Origin of the sequence: Actinoalloteichus hymeniacidonis, assembly GCF_014203365.1 — a bacterium.
Classification (GTDB): Bacteria; Actinomycetota; Actinomycetes; order Mycobacteriales; family Pseudonocardiaceae; genus Actinoalloteichus_A; species Actinoalloteichus_A hymeniacidonis.
The window spans coordinates 3,851,215-3,876,294 of sequence record NZ_JACHIS010000001.1 but is presented as its reverse complement, the minus strand read 5'-3'; the positions used below and the strand labels follow the sequence as shown (position 1 = coordinate 3,876,294).

General features: G+C 69.1%; 20 protein-coding genes and 1 pseudogene. 13 read left to right on the top strand and 8 right to left on the bottom strand.

Annotated elements, in window-relative coordinates:
* Positions 1-238: 238 nt before the first annotated feature.
* Positions 239-685, top strand: coding sequence for a DoxX family protein (locus BKA25_RS15930; protein ID WP_069848688.1), 447 nt, complete (start codon positions 239-241; stop codon positions 683-685).
* A gap of 401 nt (positions 686-1,086) precedes the next feature.
* Here BKA25_RS15930 and BKA25_RS15925 read toward each other — a convergent pair whose 3' ends face one another.
* Positions 1,087-2,085, bottom strand: a complete 999-nt coding sequence (locus BKA25_RS15925) for a terpene synthase family protein (protein ID WP_157421038.1) — start codon at positions 2,083-2,085, stop codon at positions 1,087-1,089.
* A gap of 537 nt (positions 2,086-2,622) precedes the next feature.
* Between BKA25_RS15925 and BKA25_RS15920 the strand changes: the two genes are divergently transcribed.
* Entirely contained in the window at positions 2,623-3,210 is a 588-nt protein-coding gene (locus BKA25_RS15920; RefSeq protein ID WP_069848691.1) for a hypothetical protein, read from the top strand.
* A gap of 154 nt (positions 3,211-3,364) precedes the next feature.
* Here BKA25_RS15920 and BKA25_RS15915 read toward each other — a convergent pair whose 3' ends face one another.
* Complete coding sequence (locus BKA25_RS15915) at positions 3,365-3,838, bottom strand: hypothetical protein (RefSeq protein ID WP_069848692.1); 474 nt, start codon at positions 3,836-3,838, stop codon at positions 3,365-3,367.
* 208 nt (positions 3,839-4,046) lie between these two features.
* On the opposite strand from BKA25_RS15915, the gene aspS reads away from it, so the two are divergent.
* Positions 4,047-5,819 carry an aspartate--tRNA ligase gene (gene aspS / locus BKA25_RS15910; protein ID WP_069848694.1) on the top strand — a complete coding sequence of 591 codons (1,773 nt, stop codon included), beginning with the start codon at positions 4,047-4,049 and terminating at the stop codon, positions 5,817-5,819.
* Between the two features lie 103 nt (positions 5,820-5,922).
* On the top strand, positions 5,923-7,131 hold the full coding sequence (locus BKA25_RS15905) for a phosphotransferase family protein (protein WP_221312350.1): 1,209 nt from the start codon (positions 5,923-5,925) through the stop codon (positions 7,129-7,131).
* Between the two features lie 37 nt (positions 7,132-7,168).
* On the opposite strand, the gene BKA25_RS15900 is transcribed toward BKA25_RS15905, so the two are convergent.
* Positions 7,169-7,531 (bottom strand): cupin domain-containing protein, encoded by a 363-nt coding sequence (locus BKA25_RS15900; RefSeq protein ID WP_069848696.1) that lies wholly within the window; start codon positions 7,529-7,531, stop codon positions 7,169-7,171.
* A gap of 73 nt (positions 7,532-7,604) precedes the next feature.
* Between BKA25_RS15900 and BKA25_RS15895 the strand changes: the two genes are divergently transcribed.
* Together BKA25_RS15895 and BKA25_RS15890 are read left to right on the top strand one after the other, a co-directional pair.
* On the top strand, positions 7,605-8,972 hold the full coding sequence (locus tag BKA25_RS15895; RefSeq protein WP_069848698.1) for a replication-associated recombination protein A: 1,368 nt from the start codon (positions 7,605-7,607) through the stop codon (positions 8,970-8,972).
* Between the two features lie 23 nt (positions 8,973-8,995).
* Entirely contained in the window at positions 8,996-9,730 is a 735-nt protein-coding gene (locus tag BKA25_RS15890) for a DUF899 family protein (RefSeq protein ID WP_069848699.1), read from the top strand.
* A 109-nt stretch (positions 9,731-9,839) separates the two neighbouring features.
* On the opposite strand, the gene BKA25_RS15885 is transcribed toward BKA25_RS15890, so the two are convergent.
* Genes BKA25_RS15885 through BKA25_RS15870 form a run of 4 tightly spaced genes read right to left on the bottom strand, consistent with a single transcriptional unit; the run spans position 9,840 to position 16,370 of the window.
* Positions 9,840-11,639: an IucA/IucC family protein gene (locus BKA25_RS15885; RefSeq protein ID WP_069848701.1), complete on the bottom strand. Its 1,800-nt coding sequence runs from the start codon at positions 11,637-11,639 to the stop codon at positions 9,840-9,842.
* Complete coding sequence (locus BKA25_RS15880) at positions 11,636-12,943, bottom strand: lysine N(6)-hydroxylase/L-ornithine N(5)-oxygenase family protein (protein ID WP_069848702.1); 1,308 nt, start codon at positions 12,941-12,943, stop codon at positions 11,636-11,638. Before BKA25_RS15880 ends, BKA25_RS15885 begins: the two co-directional genes overlap by 4 nt.
* Positions 12,940-14,748, bottom strand: a complete 1,809-nt coding sequence (locus BKA25_RS15875; protein WP_069848704.1) for an IucA/IucC family protein — start codon at positions 14,746-14,748, stop codon at positions 12,940-12,942. The genes BKA25_RS15880 and BKA25_RS15875 overlap by 4 nt, the downstream gene beginning before the upstream one ends.
* Complete coding sequence (locus tag BKA25_RS15870; protein WP_236750708.1) at positions 14,745-16,370, bottom strand: pyridoxal phosphate-dependent decarboxylase family protein; 1,626 nt, start codon at positions 16,368-16,370, stop codon at positions 14,745-14,747. Before BKA25_RS15870 ends, BKA25_RS15875 begins: the two co-directional genes overlap by 4 nt.
* Before the next feature lie 311 nt (positions 16,371-16,681).
* Here BKA25_RS15870 and BKA25_RS15865 point away from each other — a divergent pair, with 311 nt between their 5' ends.
* From BKA25_RS15865 to BKA25_RS15835, 7 genes and pseudogenes are all read left to right on the top strand, one after another.
* Positions 16,682-17,107 carry a DUF948 domain-containing protein gene (locus BKA25_RS15865; RefSeq protein ID WP_069848707.1) on the top strand — a complete coding sequence of 142 codons (426 nt, stop codon included), beginning with the start codon at positions 16,682-16,684 and terminating at the stop codon, positions 17,105-17,107.
* Positions 17,104-17,427 (top strand): annotated as a pseudogene (locus BKA25_RS27930) (hypothetical protein); the annotation flags it as partial. The gene BKA25_RS15865 and the pseudogene BKA25_RS27930, both read left to right, overlap by 4 nt.
* 359 nt (positions 17,428-17,786) lie before the next feature.
* A complete protein-coding gene (gene alaS, locus BKA25_RS15855) occupies positions 17,787-20,465 on the top strand; it encodes an alanine--tRNA ligase (RefSeq protein WP_069848708.1) in 2,679 nt (892 codons plus the stop codon).
* Positions 20,462-21,010: a Holliday junction resolvase RuvX gene (ruvX, locus tag BKA25_RS15850; protein ID WP_069848710.1), complete on the top strand. Its 549-nt coding sequence runs from the start codon at positions 20,462-20,464 to the stop codon at positions 21,008-21,010. The genes alaS and ruvX overlap by 4 nt, the downstream gene beginning before the upstream one ends.
* Positions 21,003-22,232 carry an endolytic transglycosylase MltG gene (gene mltG, locus BKA25_RS15845; RefSeq protein ID WP_069848711.1) on the top strand — a complete coding sequence of 410 codons (1,230 nt, stop codon included), beginning with the start codon at positions 21,003-21,005 and terminating at the stop codon, positions 22,230-22,232. The genes ruvX and mltG (BKA25_RS15845) overlap by 8 nt, the downstream gene beginning before the upstream one ends.
* A 327-nt stretch (positions 22,233-22,559) precedes the next feature.
* Positions 22,560-23,780 (top strand): endolytic transglycosylase MltG, encoded by a 1,221-nt coding sequence (gene mltG / locus BKA25_RS15840; protein ID WP_069848713.1) that lies wholly within the window; start codon positions 22,560-22,562, stop codon positions 23,778-23,780.
* Positions 23,781-23,865: 85 nt separating this feature from the next.
* Positions 23,866-24,729 carry a shikimate dehydrogenase gene (locus tag BKA25_RS15835; protein ID WP_069848715.1) on the top strand — a complete coding sequence of 288 codons (864 nt, stop codon included), beginning with the start codon at positions 23,866-23,868 and terminating at the stop codon, positions 24,727-24,729.
* A 71-nt stretch (positions 24,730-24,800) separates the two neighbouring features.
* On the opposite strand, the gene BKA25_RS15830 is transcribed toward BKA25_RS15835, so the two are convergent.
* Complete coding sequence (locus BKA25_RS15830) at positions 24,801-25,073, bottom strand: HPr family phosphocarrier protein (RefSeq protein ID WP_069853575.1); 273 nt, start codon at positions 25,071-25,073, stop codon at positions 24,801-24,803.
* Between the last annotated feature and the right edge of the window lie 7 nt (positions 25,074-25,080).

Genomic DNA, 25,080 nt, shown 5'->3' with positions numbered 1-25,080 from the left:
GGGCGGTCGGCTGTGGTTCGCGATCGAGGTGAGGCGCATTCGGGCTCCGCCGAATGCCGCAGGGATCGGTCGAGACTTCTTGGTCCACGAGGCGGAGTGGAAACAGTTGAAGCCTCATGTATCGTCACGATCCTTGAACCTTCAATATATCAAAGCGTGACTTGCGGTTACCGTCATCACACGTGGTGACTTCCCATCCCATGCTGCGAGCCACGCTTGGACACCAGGAGAAGACGACATGAAATCCTTCGAACTCATTCGCAACCTCGTGCTCCTCGCCGCACGGCTGGGGCTCGGAATCGTGCTCATCGCCCACGGCTGGCAGAAGATCGACGGGGGCATCGACGGGACCGCTGCGGGCTTCGAGGCGATGGGAGTCCCATTGCCCGGCGCCGCAGCCTGGTTCGCGACCCTCGTCGAGTTCGGCGGCGGAATCGCACTGATCCTCGGACTCGCCGTGCCGATCGTCGGCGTCCTGGTCGCCGCGAACATGGCGGGCGCCTGGGCCGTCGCGCACACCGGCGTGGGAATCTTCGTCAGCGACGGCGGCTTCGAGTTCGTCCTCGTCATCATGGTGGCGGCTCTGCTGCTGGCCGTGAGCGGTGCCGGTGCCTTCAGCATCGACCGTTTCCTGGCCCCGGTCGTCTTCAAGAACAACCGCCCCGAGGTGCCGGCCGCCGCGTGACGCGGGCGGCGGGCCGCCAGCCGACGCCGACACCCGGCGGCATCGGCATCGGGGCGCACCGAGGCGGGCTCCGAGCCGCCACGGTGTAAGACAGTGCGGATGGATGCGGATCCCGCTCCACCCGAGCCCCCGATCCGGCTCCCGGGAGAGAACACGCAGGCCCCCGGCCCTGCGGCGGGCGGTGGTTCGCCCGCCGGGGAGATCGCGGTCGCCGAAGGCGTCGACCCGACTCCTGCCGAGGACACCATCGCGTGCATTCGAACGATCGTTCTCGGGCACCCGACCGGCCTCGCTCGGCAGGCACTCGCGTGCGAGGGAGCACAGACCCGTCGGTCGCGCATCCGGACATCGACCACCCGGCGAGGCACGCGGCCATGCCGGAGCGACCGCTGCCGTGGTGCTCAACCGGTGGCGGTCTCCACCGGCCCGACGGCGACCGTCGAATAGCGCTGCGATCCGACGAGCCATTCGAGTTGGTCGCGAGGAACCGCGCAGATCACCTTGGCGTCCGCCTCGACCGTGTGTGCATCGTGATCGGACAGGCCGAGCCGTCGTGTCAACGCGGGCAGCGCCGCCTGTGTCGTCGCCACCTCGGACAAGCGATCGGCGATCCGGTCCGCCACCCAGGCGATGGCGTCCTCATCCGAGCAGCCGAGGGCGTGCCGGATGACGATCACGTAGTTGTGCACCTCGCCGCCCGCGGTCTCCCGCTCCAGCGAGGCGATGTCGTTGCACCAGGCCGCCACATCGTTGACGCCCCCGACCAGGGTGCGCCATTCATGGCTGCTCGCCACCGCTTCGGGCAACTCTCGGCCCAACACCGGTTCTGCGAGGTCGTAGACATGCAGACCGGCCAGTCCACCGCGCAGCATCGGGAATTCCGCCGGGGTGGGCGTCCGACCCCGCTGCTGGTTGTGTGCCGCAGCCAGCGTCGCGTCCGCGTGCCCGGCCAGGTTGGTCAGGAAACGTTCCCGCCACGCGGCGCCCATCTCCGGGATGGTCTCCTGCCACAGAGCGACGGCGGCGCGTTCGAGGCCGTCCGCGTCGGGCCCGGCGACTCCGGCCCGCAATGCTCTCAACAGGGAGTCATAGCGCTGAGCGACCAACGACGGCGTGCCGCCGACACCACCCTCGTCGATCTCGTCGTCCTCCCAGAGGACCCAGGCCAGCCACTTCGTGAAGAGGGTCACCCGCTCCACCGGGGCGGTGGGGAAGCTGCGGACCGCCATCGACTCGACGCCGTCGCCCACCACGCGTTCTCCGGCGGACCCCGAACCGACGAGTCCGACCTCCGCCGCCCAGGCCCGCAGTCCCGTGCGCACCGCGAGAACGGTGCTGCCGTACTCGGCCGTTCGGGGCGGTGGCGGCTCGATCAGTGTCAGTAGGCGGTGCAAGCTCATCCGAGTCCTCGTCTCTGCGCTGGTCGTCGCCGGATCCGCGGTCTCGGTGTGCGCGCGGATCTCGCCGCCGGGTTGGTACTGCGCTTTCGGGTGGTCGTACTCCGCACGGCTCCCGAATCGGGTCGCCGAGCCTGTCTGGGGTTCGTCCGGACCGGGTGGGGCGTCTGCTGTCTGTCGAGGGGCTGTGGCGTGGAGACGATCTTGACTTCGCACTCGAGGCGTCCTCAAGGAGTCGAGGGCTTCGATCACCCCGTTGGCCGTAGTGGATCACCTGATCGCGCGAATTGATTGCACCGAGTGGTCGCGGCGAGTCGTGATTATGTCGGCCTTGTGGAAAACGCGTCCGGTCGGTGAAGTCGAACCGATCGCTGAGCGGTGGTCATCACGGTCGGTCGACCGTTATGTACCCGCCTCGATGGAATTCCGTGGCCACCAACGAGCATTCGACGGCGCTGCGGCCGGAATAGGACGGATCGATAGCACGCGGATCCGATGGACGGCTAGGAATCGCGGGCCGGGCCGCCTAACGTTCTATGGGTGAACCCCACGATCCTCGAGTTGGTCGGGATGGCCGCGCCAGTGGTGTCGTTGGTGGCGGCTCTGGTGGCGTTCACCCTCGTCGGTCGGTCGTTACGCAGATTCGAGAAGCAGGCCCGGGAACAGGCGAACTACGCGATGACCCGGCTCAACGAGCAGGCCGAACACCGGGCGCGTGAACTGCGCATCGCCGCCCAGCACGGACGGCGGGACCTGGAGCGCGAGGCCGACCGACGAACGACCGAGCAGGTGCGGCGCCAACAGGTGCACCAGCGGCGGGTGGCCTATGCCGAGTTCCTCGGCGCAGCCAATGTCTATCTGCTCGCCTGCTATTCGGCCGAACCCGAATCCTCCGCCGATTCCGAATGGCGCATCGAACTCACCCGACTCGGACAGAATCTGTGGTCCGCGCTCGCCCCCGTCTATCTTCTCGGCTCGCCGGAGGTGGTCGATGCGGCCGATGTTTATTCGCGTCTGCTGGTATTGCGGCTGGGCCGTGGCCGATCGGTGACGACCGAGGAACTGAAAACGGTCCGTGACGTGTTCGTCCATGTGGCGAGAATGGATTTGGCCCGTCCGGAGGATTGAGTCGATCACATCGATGTGCTCCGGGGCGTCGAATCGGGCGACGCCGTGGCGAGGAGTCTCGTCGTCCTGCCGGTCGGGTGTGCGCGGACGCCGCCACGGCGCAGGCTTACGATCGCGCCGACCGCGCGGCGCGGTCCATCGCCCGCATCATCGGTCACTTCAGCGCGATCGCGTCTCGCGGAACCTGTAACCAGCCGCTGGGAGCGAAGCGCTGCGCGCGCGGTAACGGCACCGATAAGGACCGTCGAACCGAGAACGTCCACGCCAGCAGGGCGAAGGTGCGTGGGGTGCGGAACTTCTCGACGGCGTAGGAGTCCTCGTACCAGGCCGACCAGGACATCGTCCTGCCCTGCCGCCCGAAGAACTCCTCCAGCCTCCCGAAACCCTCGTCCAGCGACACGACGGCATACACCGGGGAGACCGCCTCCATCTCGGTGAGGAACCGCACCCGGCGCTCGCCGGAACGGCCCCCATCGCAGACGTAGTACCGGAAACCGGGAGCGAAGAGCCGCACCGGCGAGCGATTCGGCGTCTGCCCGGCGGGCCACAGGTGCCAGCCGTGGTCCTCGCGGAAGGGTGCGGGCGGCAACCACCAGCCGTGCCGTCGAATCCAGACCGAATCGGTCATCTGGCCCCCTCGAACATCGGGTACTCCCTCATCGCGGGCCTGGCTGCGAGCGTTGCACGCCGTCGAGCGTCGCCTCGGCCCGCGCCCGCGATCCAGCCTGCCGGCGTCGGCCGCTGCCAGGTTGGCTAGCCTGGTATCGGTCTGGGCACTCGTCATGAAACGGCCTGGACGACTATCCGCCAGACGGTCGGCAAGGAGATCAGGAACCGTGTTGCGCACCCATCAGGCCGGCGCCCTACGCGCCGAGCACGTCGGCAAGACAGTCACCCTCACCGGGTGGGTGGCGCGTCGACGCGATCACGGGGGCGTGATCTTCATCGATCTTCGGGACGCCTCCGGGGTCGCCCAGGTCGTCTTCCGCGAGGGCGAGATGGCCGAGCGGGCCCATCGGCTGCGCTCGGAGTTCTGCCTGCGGGTCATCGGTGACGTCGTCATCCGCCCCCAGGGCAACGAGAACCCGGAGATCCCCACCGGTGCGATCGAGGTGACGGTCAACGAACTCGAGGTGCTGTCCGAGTCCGCGCCGCTGCCCTTCCAGCTCGACGAGCACCTGGAGGTCGGCGAGGAGACCCGACTCCGCCACCGTTACCTCGACCTGCGTCGTTCCGGCCCCGCCGCCGCACTGCGCATGCGCAGCGAGGCGAACCGGATCGCCAGGACGGTGTTGCACGACCAGGACTTCGTGGAGATCGAGACGCCCACGCTGACCCGCTCGACGCCGGAGGGCGCCCGCGACTTCCTGGTTCCCGCGCGCCTGCAGCCGGGTTCCTGGTACGCGCTGCCGCAGTCCCCGCAGCTGTTCAAGCAGCTGTTGATGGTCGCCGGTATGGAGCGCTACTACCAGATCGCCCGCTGCTACCGCGACGAGGACTTCCGCGCCGATCGGCAGCCGGAGTTCACCCAGCTCGACGTCGAGATGAGCTTCGCCGAGCAGGACGACGTGATCGCCCTCGGCGAGGACATCGTCGCCGCGCTCTGGCAGGGCCTGGCCGACCACGTCATCCCGCGCCCGATCCCGAGGATCACCTACGCCGACGCGATGGCGCGCTACGGCACCGACAAGCCGGATCTGCGCTTCGGTCTGGAGCTGACCGAGCTGACCGAGTACTTCGCCGAGACGACCTTCCGCGTCTTCCAGGCGCCGTATGTCGGCGCGGTCGTGATGCCCGGCGGTGCGGACCAGCCCCGACGTCAGCTCGACGCCTGGCAGGACTGGGCCAAGCAGCGTGGCCACAAGGGCCTGGCCTACGTCCTGATCCAGCCCGACGGCACCCTGGGCGGCCCGGTGGCCAAGAACCTCACCGAGGGCGAGCGCGCGGGTCTGGCAGCGGCGGTCGGCGCGAACCCCGGCGACTGCGTGTTCTTCGCGGCGGGTTCCGCGGCGGGAGCCCGTTCGCTGCTGGGTGCGGCCCGGTTGGAGATCGGTCGGCGCTGCGACCTGATCGACGAGGACGCCTGGTCCTTCGTCTGGGTCGTGGACGCACCGCTGTTCGAGTCGGCGGAGGACACCGACGACGTCGCCATCGGCTCCGGTCGCTGGACCGCCGTGCACCACGCCTTCACCTCGCCGACCAAGGAGTGGGCGCAGCGGTTCGAGGAGGACCCGGGCAACGCGTTGGCCTACGCCTACGACATCGTCTGCAACGGCAACGAGATCGGTGGCGGCTCGATCCGTATCCACCAGGCCGAGATGCAGCGGCGGGTCTTCGGCGTGATGGGCATCTCCGAGGCCGACGCACAGGAGAAGTTCGGCTTCCTGCTGGACGCCTTCCAGTACGGTCCCCCGCCGCACGGCGGTATCGCCTTCGGCTGGGACCGGATCGTGATGCTGCTCGCCGGAGCGGAATCGCTCCGCGAGGTCATCGCCTTCCCGAAGTCCGGTGGCGGTTTCGACCCGCTCACCGAGGCACCCGCGCCGATCACCGCCGAGCAGCGTAAAGAAGCGGGCGTCGACGCCAAGCCCAACGCACGTCAGTCCTGAGCTCGTACCCCGCCCCGGGACGTTCCCGGGGCGGGGATTCATCGGTTGTTTCAGCCGAACAGTGGTCATCATGGGATGGCGAACCACGGTAGGGTCGGAAGAGATGAGCCTCGAGACAGCTGTCAGTCGGTCAAAGGCGTCCGACCGGAGCACCACGAGTCACGATGAACTGAACGACACGGTTCGCGCGGCGGAGACGGTGCTCACCGGCCGGTTCGGCGCCTCGGTACGACTCGCCGACCCCGAAGACCTCGGGGGCAGCGGCCGAGCCGCCGTCGTTCGAGTCCGGGTCGCGGAGACCCCTTTCACGATGCCCAAGACTCTGGTCATCAAGCGTTACCCCCGTGTCGCCGACGACCAGGACGGCGGCGCGTTCGCCAGGGAGGCGGCGAGTTGCCAGCTGCTGACCGCGCTGCCCGCCGAGAGCTGGGTCAGCCCGGAACTGGTCGGTCAGGATCAGAACGAGCGACTGGTGATCCTGGAGGACTTCGGCCGCGCCTCGACGCTGGCCGACGTCCTGCGAGGTGAGGACACCAGGGCCGCCGAGAACACCCTGCTGTCCTGGGCCAGGACCCTGGGCAGGCTGCACACCAGCACCGCCGGTCGCGACGCCGACTTCGATGCGTTGTTGCGGCGGTTGGGCGGCCGGGACGGCATACACCCCGTCGCGCAGGAGGCCGCCGAAGCCGTGCGCGAACTTCCCGCGTTGTTGGCCACGCTGCACGAACGCCCGGTTCCCGACGAGGTCCTCGCCGATGTGGGCGAGGCGCTCAAACTGTTCTCCGCACAGCGTTATCGGGCGTTCAGCACCAGCGACATCAGCCCGGACAACAGCGTGGTCACCGGGCACGGAGTCCGATTCCTCGACTTCGAGTCCGGTTGCGTGCGAGATATCGCCCTGGACGCGATCAGCCTGCTGGTCCCGTTCGCCTCGTGTGCCTGCGCGCTGCGCGTGCCGGAGGAGATCGGCGAGGCGATGCTGGCCACCTGGCGTTCCGAGGTGACCTCGGTGTGGCCGGAACTCGATCAGGACGAGATCCTGCTGCCCAGGCTCTTCCAGGCGCAGCTGATCTACGCCTGGGTGGCGACCTGGCGGGTGTTGTCGGGGACCAGCGGCGTGATGACCTCGGAGACCGAGCAGGGCGACCCGATGCTGCGGTACCTGGACGTCATCGACCAGTGGGAACGGCTGGCCTCGGACGCGGGCGTGGCCGAACCGCTGGCGGAGTTCGCCGATTCCACCGCCGCTGCCCTGCGGGATCACTTCGGTCTGTCCGGCCAGCGGCTTCCGTTCTACCCGGCATTCCGCTGACCGTCTCGCGTACCGACCGATGCCTGCGGCGCTCTGATCAGAGCCATTCCGCAGGGTTGGTCAACTCGCTGTCCGAGCGGTCGCCGGTGTTGACGGTGCCTGCGGCCTCGATCAACACCACCTGACACTCCTGCTCGGCCACCGGCCGATGCCGGACTCCTCGGGGGACCACGAACAGTTCACCCGTGCGCAGGGTCCGACGTTCGTCGGGAAGATCGATGTGCAGGGTTCCGTGTACCACCAGGAAGAGCTCGTCGGTGTCGGCGTGTTCGTGCCAGACGAACTCACCGAGCAGCTTGACGACTTTGACATGCTGATCATTGAGCTGGGCGACGATGCGTGGCGACCAGTGGTCGTCGATCCTGCCGAGTTTGTCCGCGAGGGACACCGTCGAGTTCATCCGACGATTATCGCCGAGTCGCACGCCGTGGTGCCCGTCGTCGGTGTCGTGCGGGCCGGGTAGCGTCGCGCGCGTGGCAGACGGGCTATTCGACGAGGGACTCTTCGGCGCCGAGGTGGCGGACAAGGCGGAGCGTGCCTTGGCCGACAACGCGCCGCTGCCGGTCCGGATGCGCCCACGCAACCTGGACGAGGTCGTCGGCCAGGACCATCTCCTCGCACCGGGCGCGCCGTTGCGGCGACTGGTGGAGGGAGCGGCCCCGGCGTCGATCCTGCTCTACGGCCCGCCGGGCACCGGCAAGACGACCTTGGCGACCTTGGTGTCGCAGGCGACCGGACGACGATTCGTGGCGCTCTCGGCGTTGTCGGCCGGTGTCAAGGAAGTACGGGCGGTCATCCAGGAGGCTCGACACCGGCTCGGTCGCTCCGGGGAGTCGACGGTGTTGTTCATCGACGAGGTACACCGGTTCTCCCGCACCCAGCAGGACGCCCTGCTCGGCGCGGTCGAGGATCGCGTCGTGCTCCTGGTGGCGGCGACCACGGAGAATCCCTTCTTCTCGGTGGTGTCACCGTTGCTGTCGCGATCGCTGGTCCTGCAACTCCAGTCGCTCACCGACGAGGCCGTGCGCACGCTGGTCGATCGCTCCGTCGTCGAGGAACGTGGCCTGGGCGGCCGAGTGCGGCTGACGGAGGCCGCCGCCGAGCACCTGGTGCGGCTCGCCTCCGGGGACGCGCGACGGGCGTTGACGGCGTTGGAGGCCGCCGCCGAGGCCGCGGAGTCGACCGACTCGGCGGTGATCGAGTTGTCGACGGTGGAGGCGACCGTCGACAAGGCGGCGGTGCGCTACGACCGCGACGGCGACCAGCACTACGACGTGACCAGTGCCTTCATCAAGTCCATTCGAGGGTCCGATGTGGACGCCGCGCTGCACTATCTGGCCAGGATGATCGAGGCGGGGGAGGATCCCCGCTTCATCGCCAGACGACTGGTGGTGCATGCCAGCGAGGACATCGGGATGGCCGACCCCACGGCGCTCGGTGTGGCGGTGGCCGCCGCTCAGGCGGTGGCGTTGATCGGGATGCCGGAGGGCCGCATCACCCTGGCGCAGGCCACCATTCATCTGGCCACGGCGCCGAAGTCCAACGCGGTGATCACGGCGATCGATGCGGCGCTCGGCGACGTCCGCTCCGGGGCGGCGGGTCCGGTGCCCGCGCACCTGCGGGACGGGCACTACTCGGGTGCGGCGAAACTGGGCAATGCGACGGGCTACCGCTATCCGCACGACGTCGCCGAGGGCGTGCTGGCCCAGCAGTACGCGCCGGACGTCGTGGTCGGACGCGACTACTACGAACCCACCGAACGAGGAGCCGAGCGAACCCTGTCGGAGCGGGTTCCCCGGCTACGGCGGGTCATTCGAGGCGAAACGCCCCGGCGGAGCTGAGGACGACCGTAAGCTCCCGGCACATGGAAAGACCTCGCGATGGGGCCGTCGACGGTCCGAGGCAGGCCCGTGACCGGCTGAGCAAGGCCGAGCGGAAGTTGTGGGATGCGGCGGCCGAGTTCGCCGCCGCGCGTCGGGCGCTTCCCGCCGGGCCGCTGGCGGAGTCGGCGACGCCGCTGACGACGGCGGCGGGCAAACCCGTCACGCTGGCCGGTCTGTTCGGTTCGCGTCGGGTCCTCATCGGATACCACCTGCGGTTCGACGAGGGTTGGCTGCGATCCTGCCCGGATTCGGCCCGCTGGGTCGACGGGCTCGACAGCCTGGTGGAGCACCTCGCTCCGCGTGCCGCAGTCGTGGTGTTCGCCCCTGCCTCGCCCGGCGCGCTGCACGACGAGGTCCAACGACGGGGTTGGCGGCGGATCGAGGTGGTCTCCACCCAGCCGAGCCGACTCACCGACGACCTCGGCCTGCGTCGCGACGACGGGCTCAGGGCGGCCGTCAGTCTGTTCCGCTGGATGCCGGACGGCACGATGCGGCGCAACGTCTTCGCCGCCGACGTCCCGGGTGGGCCCTGGTCGCTACTCGACCTCGTGGAATTCGAGGAGGCGGCGTCGCCGAGCCCCGCCGATTCGGCGTCGGCGGCCCCGGTGACCCTCGCGACGCCCGCCGCAGCCGACCGCACCGCCGAGACCACGGCTGCCGAGGAGACCGACGAGCCGGTGCGCGATGTGGACTGGGCCATCGCCGCAGGCGACTGATCCGCCATCGACCCCCGGCGACCGGCACGTCGCCTGCGGAGCCCGATCCACCTCGATGACGCCCGATGCGGCGGCCCGACGGCCGCCGCATCGGCGCACAACCGAGGACTCAGCGCCCCTCGGGGGCGATGGACGTCACCTCGTACAGCGGATTCGGCAGTTCCCCGTGCGGCGCGATGGCATGCCGATAGGACAGTTCCGCGTAACCGGTCTGCACGAGTCGGTCGCCGTTGAGCGGGTATCGGGCGAAGGTGGGGCCGAGGAGGTCGCCCTGCGCCATGCGGTCGGCCAACTCGGGGTGCCGCCTGCGGAAGTCCTCGATCTCGCCGCGCACCCGACCCCAGAACCGAGCCTCGGCCACCCCGTGGTTCTCGCGCAGCAGGCGTGCCAACGGCCGGAACACCCCGACGAGCAGGGCATCCACCAGGTACTGCCGCAGTACATGCCAGGGCTTGCGAGGAAGCACCCGGTAATGCGAGTCCGGCTCCGGGCCGCGCTCGGCGACCGGTTCCACCGAGACGTTCACATCGTCGATGAGGTCCTTGATCGCCACGCGCGTCGGCCTGCCCGACTCGTCGAGGATCAGCAGCACGTTCTCGCCGTGCGGGTTCACCGTGATCCCGTACCGGTAGAGCACCAGCAGTAGGGGCCGCAGCAACGCCGCGAACAAATCGGCCATCCAACTCTGTGCATCCGAGCCGGAGCGGGCGATGTACTCGCTCACCAGGCTGCGGCCCGCCGTGTCGACATGTAGGACGGCCGCCAGCGGGACCGCCCGCTCCCCGGGCCGCAGGGTCGGGTCCACCGACTCCCGCCAGATGCAGCCCAGAGTCTCCAACCAGGTGTAGGGCGTGCCGGGCACCGTGGACAACAGGGGGTGCTCGATCGTCACCGAGGCGACCTCGCCCAACAGGACGGCGCCGGTCTCGGCCAACTCCGCGTCACCGTCCCACAGCCCACGCAGCCACTGGGTGACCGTCGGGGCCGCCGAGGTGCAGTGCGGCGGGATGCCTCGCCAGACTGCGGTGTTCAGGATGCGCAGCGGCAGTTTCACCTGGAACCGATCCGGGTGTTCCACGTTGGACATCGTCCGGATGGCCTGGGTCGGCAGCATCGGGTCGGGGGCCACGCCCAGCTCGATGATGCGGTCGGCCGCCAGCTCCGGTGCCCACAACGTGCGCACGACGTGGTCGAGCTGCCAGGGATGCACCGGCAGCCACACATAGGCGTCGGGGTCGACGCCTCGGCTCTGCAACACCGAGGCGAAGGCCGTCCTGGTCGCCTCGTCCAGTTCGTGTTCGCGTACCGCGTGTTCGGAGAGCGCGGGCGTGGCCCGGAACTCGGCCAGTCCCCGATGGACGGCCAACCAGGGCAGCCGCAACCTGCTACGGGCCTCCGGTGCATAACGGGCCTGGTCGTCGGAGGAGAAACCGACGCGGCCCTTGTTCGCCACCAGCCAGGGGTGACCGACCAGGTGACCCTCCAGCTCGGTGTGCCCGAGGTCGGCGAGGACGTCGACGGGCACGTCGTTCTCGGCGAGTGCGACGTCGGCCCGCAGGGTCGCGGTCAGCTCGGCCAGGTAGTTCGCCGAGGTCTCCGGCGAGACCCCGATGGTGCCGGCCGCGTCGAGCAGGAACCGCGCCGGATCCCAGGCAGGCTGCCCCAGCCGATCGCCGAGGATCCCGGTCACCCGATGCCGGATCGACTCCGGCGCCACCGTCCAGTCGCCGAACGCGCCGCGCACGGCCTGGAAGGAGTACTCGGCTTCGGCCAGCGATAACAACCACTCGCCGTCGGCGAACGGCTCGGGACGCAGCAGGTCCTCGAAGGCGAGCTGCCCGATCATCTTGGCCAGCAGTCTGGCCGAGGCCATCCGCCAGATCTCCGCCTGCGTCGGCACCGCCGTCATCCGCCCTCTCCTGGTGTTCCGAAACTGGTGAACGCCGTGCGGGTCGGCAGCCGGTACGCCTCTCGATCCAGCACGGTGTTGAGCACGACCGCATTGCGCACCGCACCGAAACCGAGGTCCGGCGCGGCGACCCCGTGCCGGTGCAGATCCGCGTTGGACGCGAAGATCCGGCCCACGATCGACGGGTCGGTCGCAACGGAATGATCTTCGCGGATCTGGAGACGGCCCGCATCATCGCGCCCCAGCCGATCGGCGATCGGCGCGAGGAACTCGGTGGAGCGGTGTCGATAACCGGTCGCCGCCACCACGATGTCGGTGTGGTGCTCGAACCGGCCGCCGGTGTCCCGATGCACGCAGTCCAACGTCAACCCCCGGTCGTGAGCGGCCGCGCCCCGCACCGCGACCCCGCTGCGCAACTCCACCTCGGGCCCGCCGTGGGCCTGACGCCGGTAGAACTCGTCGTGCAGATCATCGAGGGTCTCCTCGGAGATGCCCTTGTAATGCCGCCACTGATTGGCGATCAGCGTGTCCCGCACCTGTTCCGGGAGACCGGCGAAGTAGCGGACGTAGTCGGGCGTGGTCATCTCCAGCACCAGCTTGCTGTAGTCCAGCGGCGCGAAGCTCTCGGTGCGGGTCAACCAGCTCAGCCGGGGCCCTCGGCTTCCGCTGCGGCGCAGCAGATCCAGCATGACCTCGGCACCCGACTGACCGGAGCCGACCACGGTCACCCGCTCGGCGCGGTCCAGGTCGGCGACCCGATGCAGATAGTCGGCCGAGTGCACGACCGCGTCGGCGCCCAGGCCCGCGAGCTCGGGTGGCAACCACGGCGCGGTTCCCACTCCCAACGCCAGGTGCCGGGCCGAGATCTCGCGCGATTCGCCGTCCGGACCGCTGATCGACACCGCGAACCGTTGCGCCTCGACGTCCCAGGTCACGGTGCGCACCCGGTGTCCATAGCGGACGTCGAGACTGCTCGCTGCCCAGCGCAGGTAGTCCTGGTATTCCAGTCGGGTCGGGTGGAACCGTTCCCGCACGTAGAACTGATAGAGCCGACCCCGGTCCCGCAGATAGTTCAAGAAGGACAGCGGGCTCGTCGGATCGACCAGCGAGACCAGGTCGGCGAGAAAGCCCACCTGCAGGATGGCGTCGTCGAAGAGCACCCCGGAGTGCCAGCTCCACTCCGCCTCCGCCGCCGCCTCGCAGACCACGACGTCGAGATCGGCCAGCGGCTCGGCCAACGCGGCCAGCCCCAGGTTGAACGGTCCGCCGCCCACCGCGAGCACGTCGCAACGTTCGACGCTCATCGGCCTGCACCCAGCCGCGCCGACGCCAGCGGATTCGGCGCCGTCAGATACACGGACTGGTTGTCCAAGGGTGCGAGCACTTCGTCGATGCCTTTCAGTCGGGTCAGCAGGTTCGCCTTGCAGGGCAGGGCCTCGGCGTCCAACCAGCGACGGGCGAGTCGATCCCCGTCCGGACCCGCCTCCGCGAGGTCGGGCAGCGCGGCCCGCAGCCGGTCGGCGACCACGGCCAGCAGATCGTGTTCCTCGGCCAACCCGTCGACACCCAGCGCGCCCACCACGGCCAGCGCCTGATTGCGCAACAGGTAGTAGGAGAGCCGATCGTCCACCAACGCGTCCTCGACGACGGCCAGGGTCGAAGCCGACGCCGCCGAGACCCGCAACAGCTCCGGCAGTCGCGACGAGGCCAGGTAGTAGCCCTGGTTGTCGCGGAACGCGCCGCCGACGATCCGGCCTGTCGTGTCGAGCTGGACCAGCGTGTTCTGCTGATGTCCCTCCAGCCCGATGCCGGTGCTCGCATACAGGTGCAGCATCGGTACCAACACCCGGTCGACGTAGTCGGCGGTCCAGGCGGCGGCCGCCTCCGCCATCGTCGAGGAGCTCGAGTGCGTGGCGACGATCTCGCCCAGCAGGGAACGGCCCAGCCCGGGGCGAGGTGCCACCAGCCCCGCAAGACAGCGGAGATCGGTGATGTCGGCGGGCGATTCGCGAACGGCGACCTCCAGACCGGTCACCGTGGGTCCCGTCGGCCTACCGGGTTCGTCGACGGCCGCCCAGGCCGGGTCGCGCAGCACCCGGAAGCCCGGATGGGCCGTGAAGGTCGAGTCGGCCAGACCTGCGGCGAGCAGCCGATGCACCTCCAAACCGCGCAGTAACTCGGTGCGGGTGAACTCCCGACGCGAGTTCGTCAGACGCAGGCCCAAGGAGAGTTTCAGCATCACCGACTCGCCGGGCAGGTAGACGGTCCGCAGGCTCGACGTCGGCCGCCACTGTGGACCGGACTCGCCCACATCCCGCAGTGTGCCTGCGGCCAGCAATGCCGCGATCCGGGGCCGCGTTCGGAGTTCCCTGGCCTGCCACGGATGAGCGGGCAGCAGGATCCGACCATCGACGGCGGCGATGCCCGACAGATCGGCGAACAGCTGGGGCGCGGTGCGCTGGGCCATTCCCGGCCCGTCGATCGCCGCATCGTGCGAGACGATCGAGGGATCGGCCTCGAACCAGTGCAGTGCGAAGCCGCCACGCAGCTCCGGCGCGAAGCGGTCGTCCTCGGCCTCGGAGAGCCCGTCCCGACTCTTGGGCGCCGGGTGGCGCAGATGCCCGAGGAGCAGCGCCTGCTCGGCGGCGAGGAATCCATCGGACTCGTGCTCGCCCGAGGCCTCGGCGCTACGCCGCACTTCGATGTACCGGGCCACCCGGGTCAGCGACTCCGAGGTGCGGCCGAGGAGATCGGCGACCTCGGCAGCAGCGGCGGTCGGGAGCAGACCGTCCTCGGTGGAGAACGCCTGTCCGGTCCGGGCGGCCTCGTCTGCCACGAGCGCCGCCGCCAGGATCGGATCGACCGGGCCCGCGTCGCCGCCGTCCGCCCGGATCAACCGCACCGGGCCGAACCGATGCCAATCGGTGGCGGAGAAGTGCAGCACCTCGGTGCCCAGGGTCAGGCCGGTGCGCGGCAGCGCGATCCGCAGCGGACCGGCGGTGATCTCCATGCCGGTCTCGCGCACCCAACAGCGCAGGAGCGCCTCCAGATGCGCGTGCGCCGACACCGCCGCCGGATCGGTGCTCAGCAGTGGGTCGTGGCCGGTCATGCGCTCTCCTCGGTTCCGGCGGTCCGCAGCGTCGCCGCACCGATCTTCTCCGCGCCGATCGTCTCCGCCGTGATGGTCTCGGTGGCGATCACCGAGGATTCGCGGATCTCGGGCTCCAACGCGATCCCGGTCGCGACCACCTCGGCCAGGACCTCGTCGACCTGTTCCCGAGTCGTGTCCGGGTTGAGGAAGGTGAGCTTCAGACAGGTCCGTTCGATCCCGTCTGCGTCGCGGGCGGTCGTGCGGCCCAGCAGGCTGCCGCCGGTCTGGGACAGCTTCCTGCGCAGCGCCGAGTTCACCGAATCGGAGTCGGCGACCTGTGCGGTGCGGAAGCGGAAGACCGCGGTGGTCAGCGTTCCGCCGCCGATGCGCTCGAGCCGGGGATGCTCCAGGATGCGTCCGATCGCGTGTTCGGCCAGGTCGTGGCAGCTCTCGACCATCCGCCCCAGACCGCCTCGGCCCAGGGCCAGCAGCGTGGTGGCGACCTTGACCGCGTCGGGGCGTCGAGTGGTCTGCAGGGTCTGTCCGAGCAGACCGCCGAAACCGGCGGCCGTGTCGTCGGCGGGGTTCAGGTAGGCGACCTCGCGGTGTAACGGCGTGAAGGACGCGCGATCCGCGAGGAGCAGGACACTGGCGGCGGCGGGCTGCCAGCCGAGCTTGTGCAGGTCACCGGTGATTGAGTCGGCAAGCTCGATCCCACGCAGCAGCCCGGCGAGCCGGTCGGAGAACAGCGTGCCGAATCCGTAGGCGGCGTCGACGTGCAACCACATGTCGTGTGCGGCGGTGATCTCGGCGAGTTCCGGAAGCGGGTCGATGCTGCCGAAGTCGGTGGTGCCCGCCGTGGCCACCAGGGCGATCGGGGTCCGATCTGGGCCCAGCTCCGCGAGCATCGCGGCCAACGCATCCGGCCGCATCCGGTGGTGGCGGTCCACCGGGACCGATCGCACCGCCTCCTCTCCGAGGCCCAACACCGCGCACGCCCGATGTACGGAGAAGTGCGCCAGTTCGGAGCAGAACACCACGGGACCGGGCAGGCCCGCGATGCCCGACCGTCGGATGTCGACGCCGATCCTGGCCGCCGCCGCATCTCTGGCCAGTAACAACGCCATCAGGTTCGACAGCGAGCCGCCGGGGGTCAGCACACCGTCCGCCCGCGTTGTCAGTCCGGCCAAGCCGGTCAGCACGCGGATCAACCAGCGTTCCACCGCGACGGCGGAGGGCCCGGAATCATAGGTGTCCAGCGAGGCGTTCCCCAACGACGCGAAGACATCGGCGGCGACCGCGACGGGCAGCGGGGCGGGCTGCAGATGCGCCAGCGTCCCGGGATGGGTCAGGTTCAGACCTTGTTCGACCAGGACGCCGGTCACGCGCCGCAGCGCGTCGGCGGCCCCGAGTCCGTCCTCGGCCAGCCGGGCGGGTCCCAGCGCGGACGACACGATCTCGGCGACCTTGGCGGGGGCGCCTTCCGGTAGCGGCCCGGAACGGGTGGGTACGTCCGTGGTTCCGGCGAAACCAGCGGTCATCAGATTGATCACGCGCAGCATGTCGGCCGGTGAACATGCGGCCAGCGAGGGTGAACCACCGAGTGCTTCGGGCGGAGCGGACCACAGGGTCTGCGTCACGGGACCTCACAATTCTCGTCTGCTGGTGACCGCTAAGCCACCCTTGGCAAAAGTTAGGTTAGGCTAACGAGACTGCGCATGGGAAGGTGCGGAGTGTGTGTGAGGGGTGACACTCGGCACTCGAACAGCTGCCGCTGCTGCGCCGGACAGCCCATTCCCCTCCCCGCCGATCGGCCTGCCCGAGCGGCTCCGCATGCCACCCGGTAACCTGATCGCCGTTCGAAGAACGATCAAGGAACGCGGCCCCGCGGCGAATCGGCGGGGGATCGCGATACCTCCCATTCACCGGTTAATCCGCTAGGAGGAGTCTCGTGTCGGCAGGCCAGATCGCGGCACTCGTGGCCGCGGGTGCGTTCGTGCTGCTGGTGCTGCTGTTGGCGGTTCCGTTGCTGAAGCTCGGTCGGACCCTGGACGAGGCGACCATCGCCATCCGCAAGGCTCATGAGAACTCCGAGCCGTTGTTCACCGAGGCCAACACCACTCTCACTCATGTCAACGCGCAGCTAGAGCGAGTGGACGGCATCACCTCCAACGCGCGCACCGTCACCGGAAACGTCTCGGCGCTCAGCTCGTTGTTCACCGCCACCCTCGGCGGCCCCCTGGTCAAGCTCGCGGCGCTGTTCTACGGCCTGAGCAAGGCATTGCGCGGTAGGCGTGGGAAGCGCGGTGGACGCGGTAGTCTCGACTCCGACCGTGGTGGTCGTCGACGGGTTCGGATCAGAGGAGGCAGGCGATGAGTCGACTGTTCTGGTTCGGCGCGGGCATCGCAGCGGGTATCGCCGTCAGCAGGCGGATGGCCGAGGCGGCCCGCCAGGCCACGCCTGCGGGCATCGCCGCCAACGTCGGTGACGCCGTGCGGGAACTCGCCGTCGCCGTGGGCTCCTTCGGTGCCGATGTGCGCGCAGGCATGGACGAGCGCGAGCGAGAGCTGGCCGACATCGTCGAGGTCCGCACCGGATCCACGACCAGGACCGACCCGGCGGCACGTTCATGGGTGCCCGGTCAGTCGATTCCCGGGTTGTCCCGTCCGGTTCGGACGATCAAGCCCGTCACCGGCGACCTGCACCGACGGGCCGAGATCTCCGGCGCTCTGCCGCCGGTGCAGGCGGCGCGCGGCTCGCGTGGACGAGCGCGGAGGGCGGGAGGCTGACGCGACTCCTCGTCGCCGAGAGCTTGTCGTAGACCCTCCCGCCGAGACAGCCCGCACGTCGGCCGAAAGGCCGTTTCGCCCACCTCGTCGGACCCTGCCGAGGCGCGGCCGGGAAGATGAACGGCTGTACAGGCGTGATCGAGCGCCCACGGGGGTGTTCGTGTCGTCCCCCGATGGGGGTCGGCCGCCGATGCCATGCCGTCGCCCGGGTAGGCCCGCTTCGGTCGCCGCGTCCAGGACGAGACCTGATTCAGTAAGGGATCACCGTGCAGACACACGACATCCGCCAACGTTTCCTCTCTCATTTCGAGCGGGCGGGCCACACCGTGGTCCCCAGCGCGTCGCTGCTGCTCGACGATCCGAACCTCCTCTTCGTCAACGCGGGAATGGTTCCGTTCAAGCCCTACTTCCTCGGTGAGGCAGGCGCGCCGTACCCGAGGGCCACCAGCATCCAGAAGTGTGTTCGCACGGGCGACATCGACGAGGTCGGCAAGACCTCGCGGCACAACACGTTCTTCCAGATGGCGGGCAACTTCTCGTTCGGCGACTACTTCAAGGCCGAGGCGATCGAGCACGCCTGGAACCTGTTGACCTCCAGCCAGTCCGACGGTGGTTTCGGCTTCGACCCCAATCGACTGTGGCCCACCGTCTACCACGATGACGACGAGTCCGCCCTGCTGTGGCGCAAGATCGCGGGAGTGCCGGAGGAACGCATCCAACGGCGTGGCATGGCCGACAACTACTGGTCGATGACCGTGCCCGGACCCTGCGGACCGTGCTCGGAGATCTTCTACGACCGGGGCCCCGAACACGGCCGTGAGGGCGGCCCGGAGGTGGACGAGGATCGCTACCTGGAGATCTGGAACCTCGTCTTCATGCAGAACATCCGAGGCGAGGGACCCGCCAAGGAGGGCTATCCGATCCTGGGCGAGCTGCCCGCGAAGAACATCGACACCGGCATGGGCGTCGAGCGGGTCGCGTACCTCCTGCAGGGCGTGGACAACGTCTACGAGACCGACCTGGTCCGACCGGTCATCGCGAAGGCCGAGGAGCTCTCCGGTAAGCGCTACGGCGCCGACCCGGTCGCCGACGTCCGCTTCCGGGTGATCGCCGACCACGCGCGCTCCGGCGTGATGCTGATCGCCGACGGGGTGACGCCGGGCAACGAGGCCAGGGGCTACGTGCTGCGCAGGCTGCTGCGTCGCATCGTCCGCTCCGCGCGGCTGCTCGGTGTGCACGAGCCGGTGCTCGGCGAGTTCACCTCGGTCGTCCGGGACGTCATGTCCCCGGCCTACCCCGAGTTGGCCACCGACTACGCCCGCATCGAGTCGGTGATGCAGGCAGAGGAGAACACCTTCCTCTCCACCCTCACCAGTGGTTCGAAGATCTTCGACGTCGCCGCCGCCGCGACCAAGGCCGGTGGTGGCCTGGTGGTGCCCGGAGACAAGGCCTTCCAGCTGCACGACACCTACGGATTCCCCATCGACCTGACCCTGGAGATGGCCGCCGAGCAGGGTCTCTCGGTCGATGAGGACGGATTCCGCTCCCTGATGGCCGAGCAGCGGGCCAGGGCCAAGTCGGCGGCCGCCGCCAAGCGGACCGGACACGGCGACAAGACGGTCTACCGCGAGCTGCTCGACCAGGGCGCCACCGACTTCGTGGGTTACCAGCAGCTCGAGAGCGAGTCGGTGGTCCGCGGCCTGGTCGCCGACGGCGAGCGGGTCCGCAGTGCGGGCGAGGGCGACATCGTCGAGGTGGTGCTCGACCGCAGTCCGCTCTATGCGGAGTCGGGCGGTCAGGAGAGCGATGCGGGCAGCATCCTGGGCGACTCGGTGCGCGCCGAGGTGCTCGACGTGCAGAAGGTCGCCCGCAAGCTCTGGGTCCACCAGGTTCGGGTGCTGCAGGGCGAGTTGGTCGAGGGCGCCGGGGTGCTGGCCAAGGTCGACCCCGAATGGCGGACCGGCGCCCGACAGGGCCACTCCGGAACCCACGTCGTGCACGCCGCCCTGCGTGAGGTGCTCGGCCCGTCCGCGCTGCAGAGCGGTTCCTACAACAAGCCCGGTTACCTGCGGCTGGACTTCGCCTGGCCGGGCGGACTGTCCTCGGAGACCCGGAGCGAGATCGAGGATGTCTCCAACCTCGCGGTGCGACGGGATCTCCCGGTGGCGGTGCGACACACCTCGATGGAGGGCGCCAGGGAGCTCGGCGCGCTCGCGCTCTTCGGTGAGACCTACGACGAGACCGTCCGCATCGTGGAGATCGGCGGCCCGTGGTCGCGGGAGCTCTGCGGTGGCACCCACGTCGAACACTCCTCGCAGATCGGGCCCATCACACTGCTGGGCGAGTCCTCGGTCGGCTCCGGCGTGCGACGCATCGAGGCCTACGTCGGCATCGAGGCATTCCGCTACCTCGCCAAGGAACGGGCGCTGGTCCAGAACATCGCGGGTCTGCTGAAGGTGCCCGATCATGAGGTGCCCGCCCGGGTGGAGAACCTGGTGGAGCGGCTGCGGATCGCGGAGAAGGAGCTGGAGAAGGTTCGGGCCGCCGCGCTGTTGTCCTCGGCGGGCGCCATCGCAGACAGCGCGACGGACGTCGGTGGGCTCGCCGTGGTCGCTGCTGCGTTGCCCGCAGGCGTCGGCGGTGGAGACCTCCGCACCCTGGCCATGGACGTTCGCACCCGGCTGGGGGAGCGGCCCGGAGTCGTCGCACTCTTCTCGGCTGATGAGGCGGCGGGCAAGGTCGCCTTCCTGGTCACGCTGAACGCGGCCGCGCGCGAGCAGGGACTGGCCGCCGGAAAGCTGGTGCCCTCCTTCGCACCCGCCATCGCCGCCCGAGGCGGCGGGAAGCCGGACATGGCGCAGGGCGGCGGGACGAACCCGGCGGGCGTGCCCGAGGCCATCGCCGCACTCCAGCGGGAGCTGGCCGCCGCGACGGCGGGCCGGTGAGCCGGGCCAAGAAGCCGAAGAAGGTCGGTCGGGACGCCGGTTCGGGTCCCGACCGGCCCGGCGCCGACGATCCCGGTGCCGGGCGTCGCCTCGGGGTGGACGTCGGATCCGTTCGAGTCGGCGTGTCGATCAGTGATCCCGCCGCGATACTCGCCACCCCCCTCGGTACCTTGTCCCGTGATGAACGCGATGATCGGGATCTCGACGAGCTCCAGCGCCTCGTCGCCGAGCACGAGGTGGTCGAGGTGGTCGTAGGACTGCCTCGTACGTTGGCGGCCCGACACGGCGTCGCGGCACAGACCGCCGAGGCCTATGCCGCAGTCCTCTCGGCGCGGGTCGCTCCGGTGCCGGTTCGACTCTCCGACGAGAGACTGACGACGGTCACAGCCACCCGAGTGCTCGCCGAACGCGGTGTCCGAGGAAAACGGCAGCGTGCTGTGGTGGACCAGGCGGCGGCCGTCGAGATCCTGCAGACCTGGCTGGACGTCAGGTCGGCCGCGCGGACCGTGCAGCAGCGGCGGACTCAGGAGGAGCCCCGTGAGTGACGACCACGACCTCGGACTGTTCGACGAGGAGTCCGGCGGCAAGAGATCGAAGTCCTCTCGTAAGGAGGAGACGACTCAGGATCCGGCCGCCCGGCGACGTAAGCGCATGATCGTCTTGATCGGTGGCGCGGTGATGCTGATGGTCGTCGCCGCAGGCGCCGTCTACGGCATCAGACAGATCATGAGCATCGGCGGTTACGAGGATTTCGAGGGTGAGGGTTCGGGCAGTGTGGTGATCGAGGTGGCGGATGGTGCCAGTCTCGGTCAGATTGCCCAGTCGATGTCCGATGAGGGTGTGATCGCCAGTGCTCGGGCATTCACGACGGCTGCTGAGAGTAATCCTGCGGCGACGGGTATCCAGCCGGGTTTCTACCTGTTGCGTAGTGAGATGTCGGGTGAGGCGGCGTTGAATCGGATCCTGGATGAGGAGGCTCGTCTGGGGCAGGCCGATGTGCAGGGTGGGATGTTGCTGCACGACACGATGGCCGGGGATGGCAGTGTGCAGTCGAAGGGGATCATCACGATCCTTGCCGAGGCCAGTTGTGCGGAGCTCGATGGTGTTGAGCAGTGTGTGTCGGTCGATGAGTTGTGGGACGTCGCGGAGAACGCCGACCTCGCCGAGCTCGGCGTACCCAGCTGGGCCTTCGACGGCGCCGAGGCCGCCCCGGAACCCAGGCGCAGGCTGGAGGGCCTGATCGCGCCCGGTCTCTACCACCTGAACCCGAGCTGGAGCGCGGAGGAGTTGATGGCCAACGTCCTCAGCACCTCGGCCACCCGCCTGCAGGCTGCGGGGATGCCGGGGATCTCGGACGACTCCGGATTCACCCCGTACGAATTCCTGATCGTGGCGTCGCTGGTCGAGAAGGAGGGCATCCAGTCCGACTTCCCCTCGATCGCGACGGTGCTGTTCAACCGGTTGCGGGTCGACGAGCGGCTCCAGTTGGACTCCACGGTCAACTACTTCGCGGGCACCGGATCCATCCGTACCGAGGGCAACGTGCGGGCGATCGACAACCCGTACAACACCTACGTGCGGTATGGCCTGCCGCCGACTCCCGTCTCCTCGCCGCACACTCCTGCCCTGCAGGGGACCGCGAGCCCGACGGACGAGGAGTGGATGTACTTCGTCAAGTGCGAGACCGACGGCACCTCCTGCTTCAACCTCACCTATGAGGAGCACCAGGCCGACGTCGCGGACGCGCAGGCCAGGGACGTCTGGTAAAGAGCTAACCCGGCCGGTCGGACTCGTGGGGCGACTCCATTCGTGGAATCGCCCCATGGGACCGACGGCCTTCCCCTGGATATACCGGCGCCGCCGATTCGTATTCGTATCGACGCACCGGGTGGATCCTCGGCACGGGTGCGCCTGCTGCATCGCGCGGAGCAACCGGGGGCCCGATGAGTGTGCGTTGGCGGTCGATGAACCATTCCATGCTGGTCGCTAGGCTGAGCCCTCCCGTTGACGTCGGGGGAGTCCGCCACCGCCTTCTCCTCGGGTGCGTGCAGCGGTCGCGGGCTGGCCAGCGGCATTGAATTCAGGGGGCTCCCAGTGGGTGACAACCTCGGAATGGTCGACCAGGAGACCGACGAACCCGGTCGGACGAGCCGCACGCCTGTGCTCCGCGATAAGGCGCACACCCGACGTCGTCGGCGCGTGATCACTCTGATCGCTGGGGCGGTGATGTTGGGGCTGGTCGCCGCAGGGGCGGTCTACGGCATTCGGCAGTTCACCGGAATCGGCGGGTACGACGACTACGCGGGTGAGGGCACCGGCAGCGTTGTCATCGAGGTCGCCGACGGAGCCAGTCTGGGCCAGATCGCCCAGACGATGGCCGACGAAGGCGTCATCGCCAGTGGCCGGGCCTTCACCTCGGCTGCTGAGAGTAATCCTGCGGCGACGGGTATCCAGCCGGGTTTCTACCTGTTGCGTAGTGAGATGTCGGGTGAGGCGGCGTTGAATCGGATCCTGGATGAGGAGGCTCGTCTGGGGCAGGCCGATGTGCAGGGTGGGATGTTGCTGCACGACACGATGGCCGGGGATGGCAGTGTGCAGTCGAAGGGGATCATCACGATCCTTGCCGAGGCCAGTTGTGCGGAGCTCGATGGTGTTGAGCAGTGTGTGTCGATCGATGAGTTGTGGGACGTCGCGGAGAACACCGACCTCGCGGAACTGGATGTCCCGAGCTGGGCGGCAAGCGGCGTTCAAGCGGCTCCGGAGCCGCGCCGTCGGCTGGAGGGTTTGATCGCGCCCGGTCTCTACCATCTGAACCCGAGCTGGAGCGCCGAGGAGCTGCTGGCCGAGGTTCTGGCCGTTTCGGCAGCTCGTCTGGAGGCTGCGGGGATGCCGGGGATCTCGGACGACTCCGGATTCACCCCGTACGAATTCCTGATCCTGGCGTCGCTGGTCGAGAAGGAGGGCATCGAATCCGACTTCTCGTCGGTGGCGACGGTGTTGCTGAACCGACTGCAGATCGATGACCGGCTTCGCTTGGACTCCACGGTCAACTACTTCGCGGGCACCGGATCCATCCGCACCGACCGCGATGTTCGGTTGATCGACAACCCCTACAACACCTACATGCGGCATGGCCTGCCACCCACTCCCGTCTCCTCCCCGCACACTCCGGCCCTGGAAGCGGTGGCGAATCCCGTGGACGAGGAGTGGATGTACTTCGTCAAGTGCGAGACCGACGGCACCTCGTGTTTCAACTACACGTTCGAGGAACACGACGCGGATCGTCTCGACGCTCAGGAACGAGGCGTGTGGTGAGTAGGCTCGCCAGCCGAACACAATGGCCGGATGACTTCGGCTCGATCGGAATCGAGATCTCGCCTGCCCGACAGGGGGCGTCCTGATGAATGAGACGACTATCCGCCGCGCGGCGGTGCTCGGTTCGCCGGTGGCGCACTCGCTCTCGCCGGTATTGCACGGTGCCGCCTACCGGGCGCTCGGGTTGTCCGACTGGCGCTATGACCGTGTCGAGTGCGACGCCGAGACGCTGCCCGCGCTGGTCGCCGACCTCGGCCCGGAATGGGTCGGGCTCTCGGTGACCATGCCCGGCAAGCGTGCCGCCCTGGCCATGGCCGACGTGGTGACCGACCGCGCCGAAGCGGTCGGCGCGGCGAACACCCTGGTCCCGCTGCCCGACGGCGGTTGGCGGGCCGACTGCACCGACGTCGAGGGCATCACCGGTGCGCTCCGTGTCGCGGCGGGCTACCGGCCCGACCCGGCGGATACGGCACTGGTTCTCGGCGCGGGCGGCACCGCAGCGGCGGCCATGGTGGCGCTCGCGGATCTCGGTGTCACCTCGGTGCGGCTGGCAGTGCGCTCTGCGGCCCGCGCGGCGGAGACACTGGCCGCCGCAGAGCGATCGGGCGTGTCGGTGCAGATCGTGGGTCTGTCCGAACCGGAGTTGGCGGCCGCCGCGGCATCCTCGGCGGTACTGATCTCCACGGTGCCCGCAGGCGTCGCGGATTCGTTGGCCGACACGCTCGCCGCCGCGCCCTGTGTGTTGGACGCCGTGTACCACCCCTGGCCGACCCCGCTCGCCGAGGCGGTCGCGGCGGCGGACGGCCGGATGGCCACCGGCCTGGACATGCTGCTGCACCAGGCGTTCGGCCAGGTCGAGCTGTTCACCGGCCGGCCCGCGCCCAGGCGAGACATGCGCGATGCGCTGAGCGCGGCCACCGGCGGCGCGGTGCCGCTGCCGTTGAGCTGAGCCTCGAGCATCGGTCACGGGAACCCACGTCGAGCGGGCCGCCGACCTCCGCTGAGGTCGGCGGCCGTCGTTCACTCGTGGTCGGCCTGTGCGGCGACCAACGCGGCCAGATCATCGAGCACGGCCTCGGCGCCTTCTCCTTCGGCGGCGAGCACCACCTCGTCGCCGTGCATGGCTCCGAGGGTCATCAAACCGAGCACGCTGGCCGCGGCGACCTCGGGGCCGTCGCCCTTGCGGATGGTGACCGTCAGCGGCTTCGCGGCGGCGGCCGCCTTGGCCAGTCGGGCTGCGGGCCGGGCGTGGAGGCCGACAACGCTCGCCACCGTCACTCGTCGTTCCGCCATCCTCGTG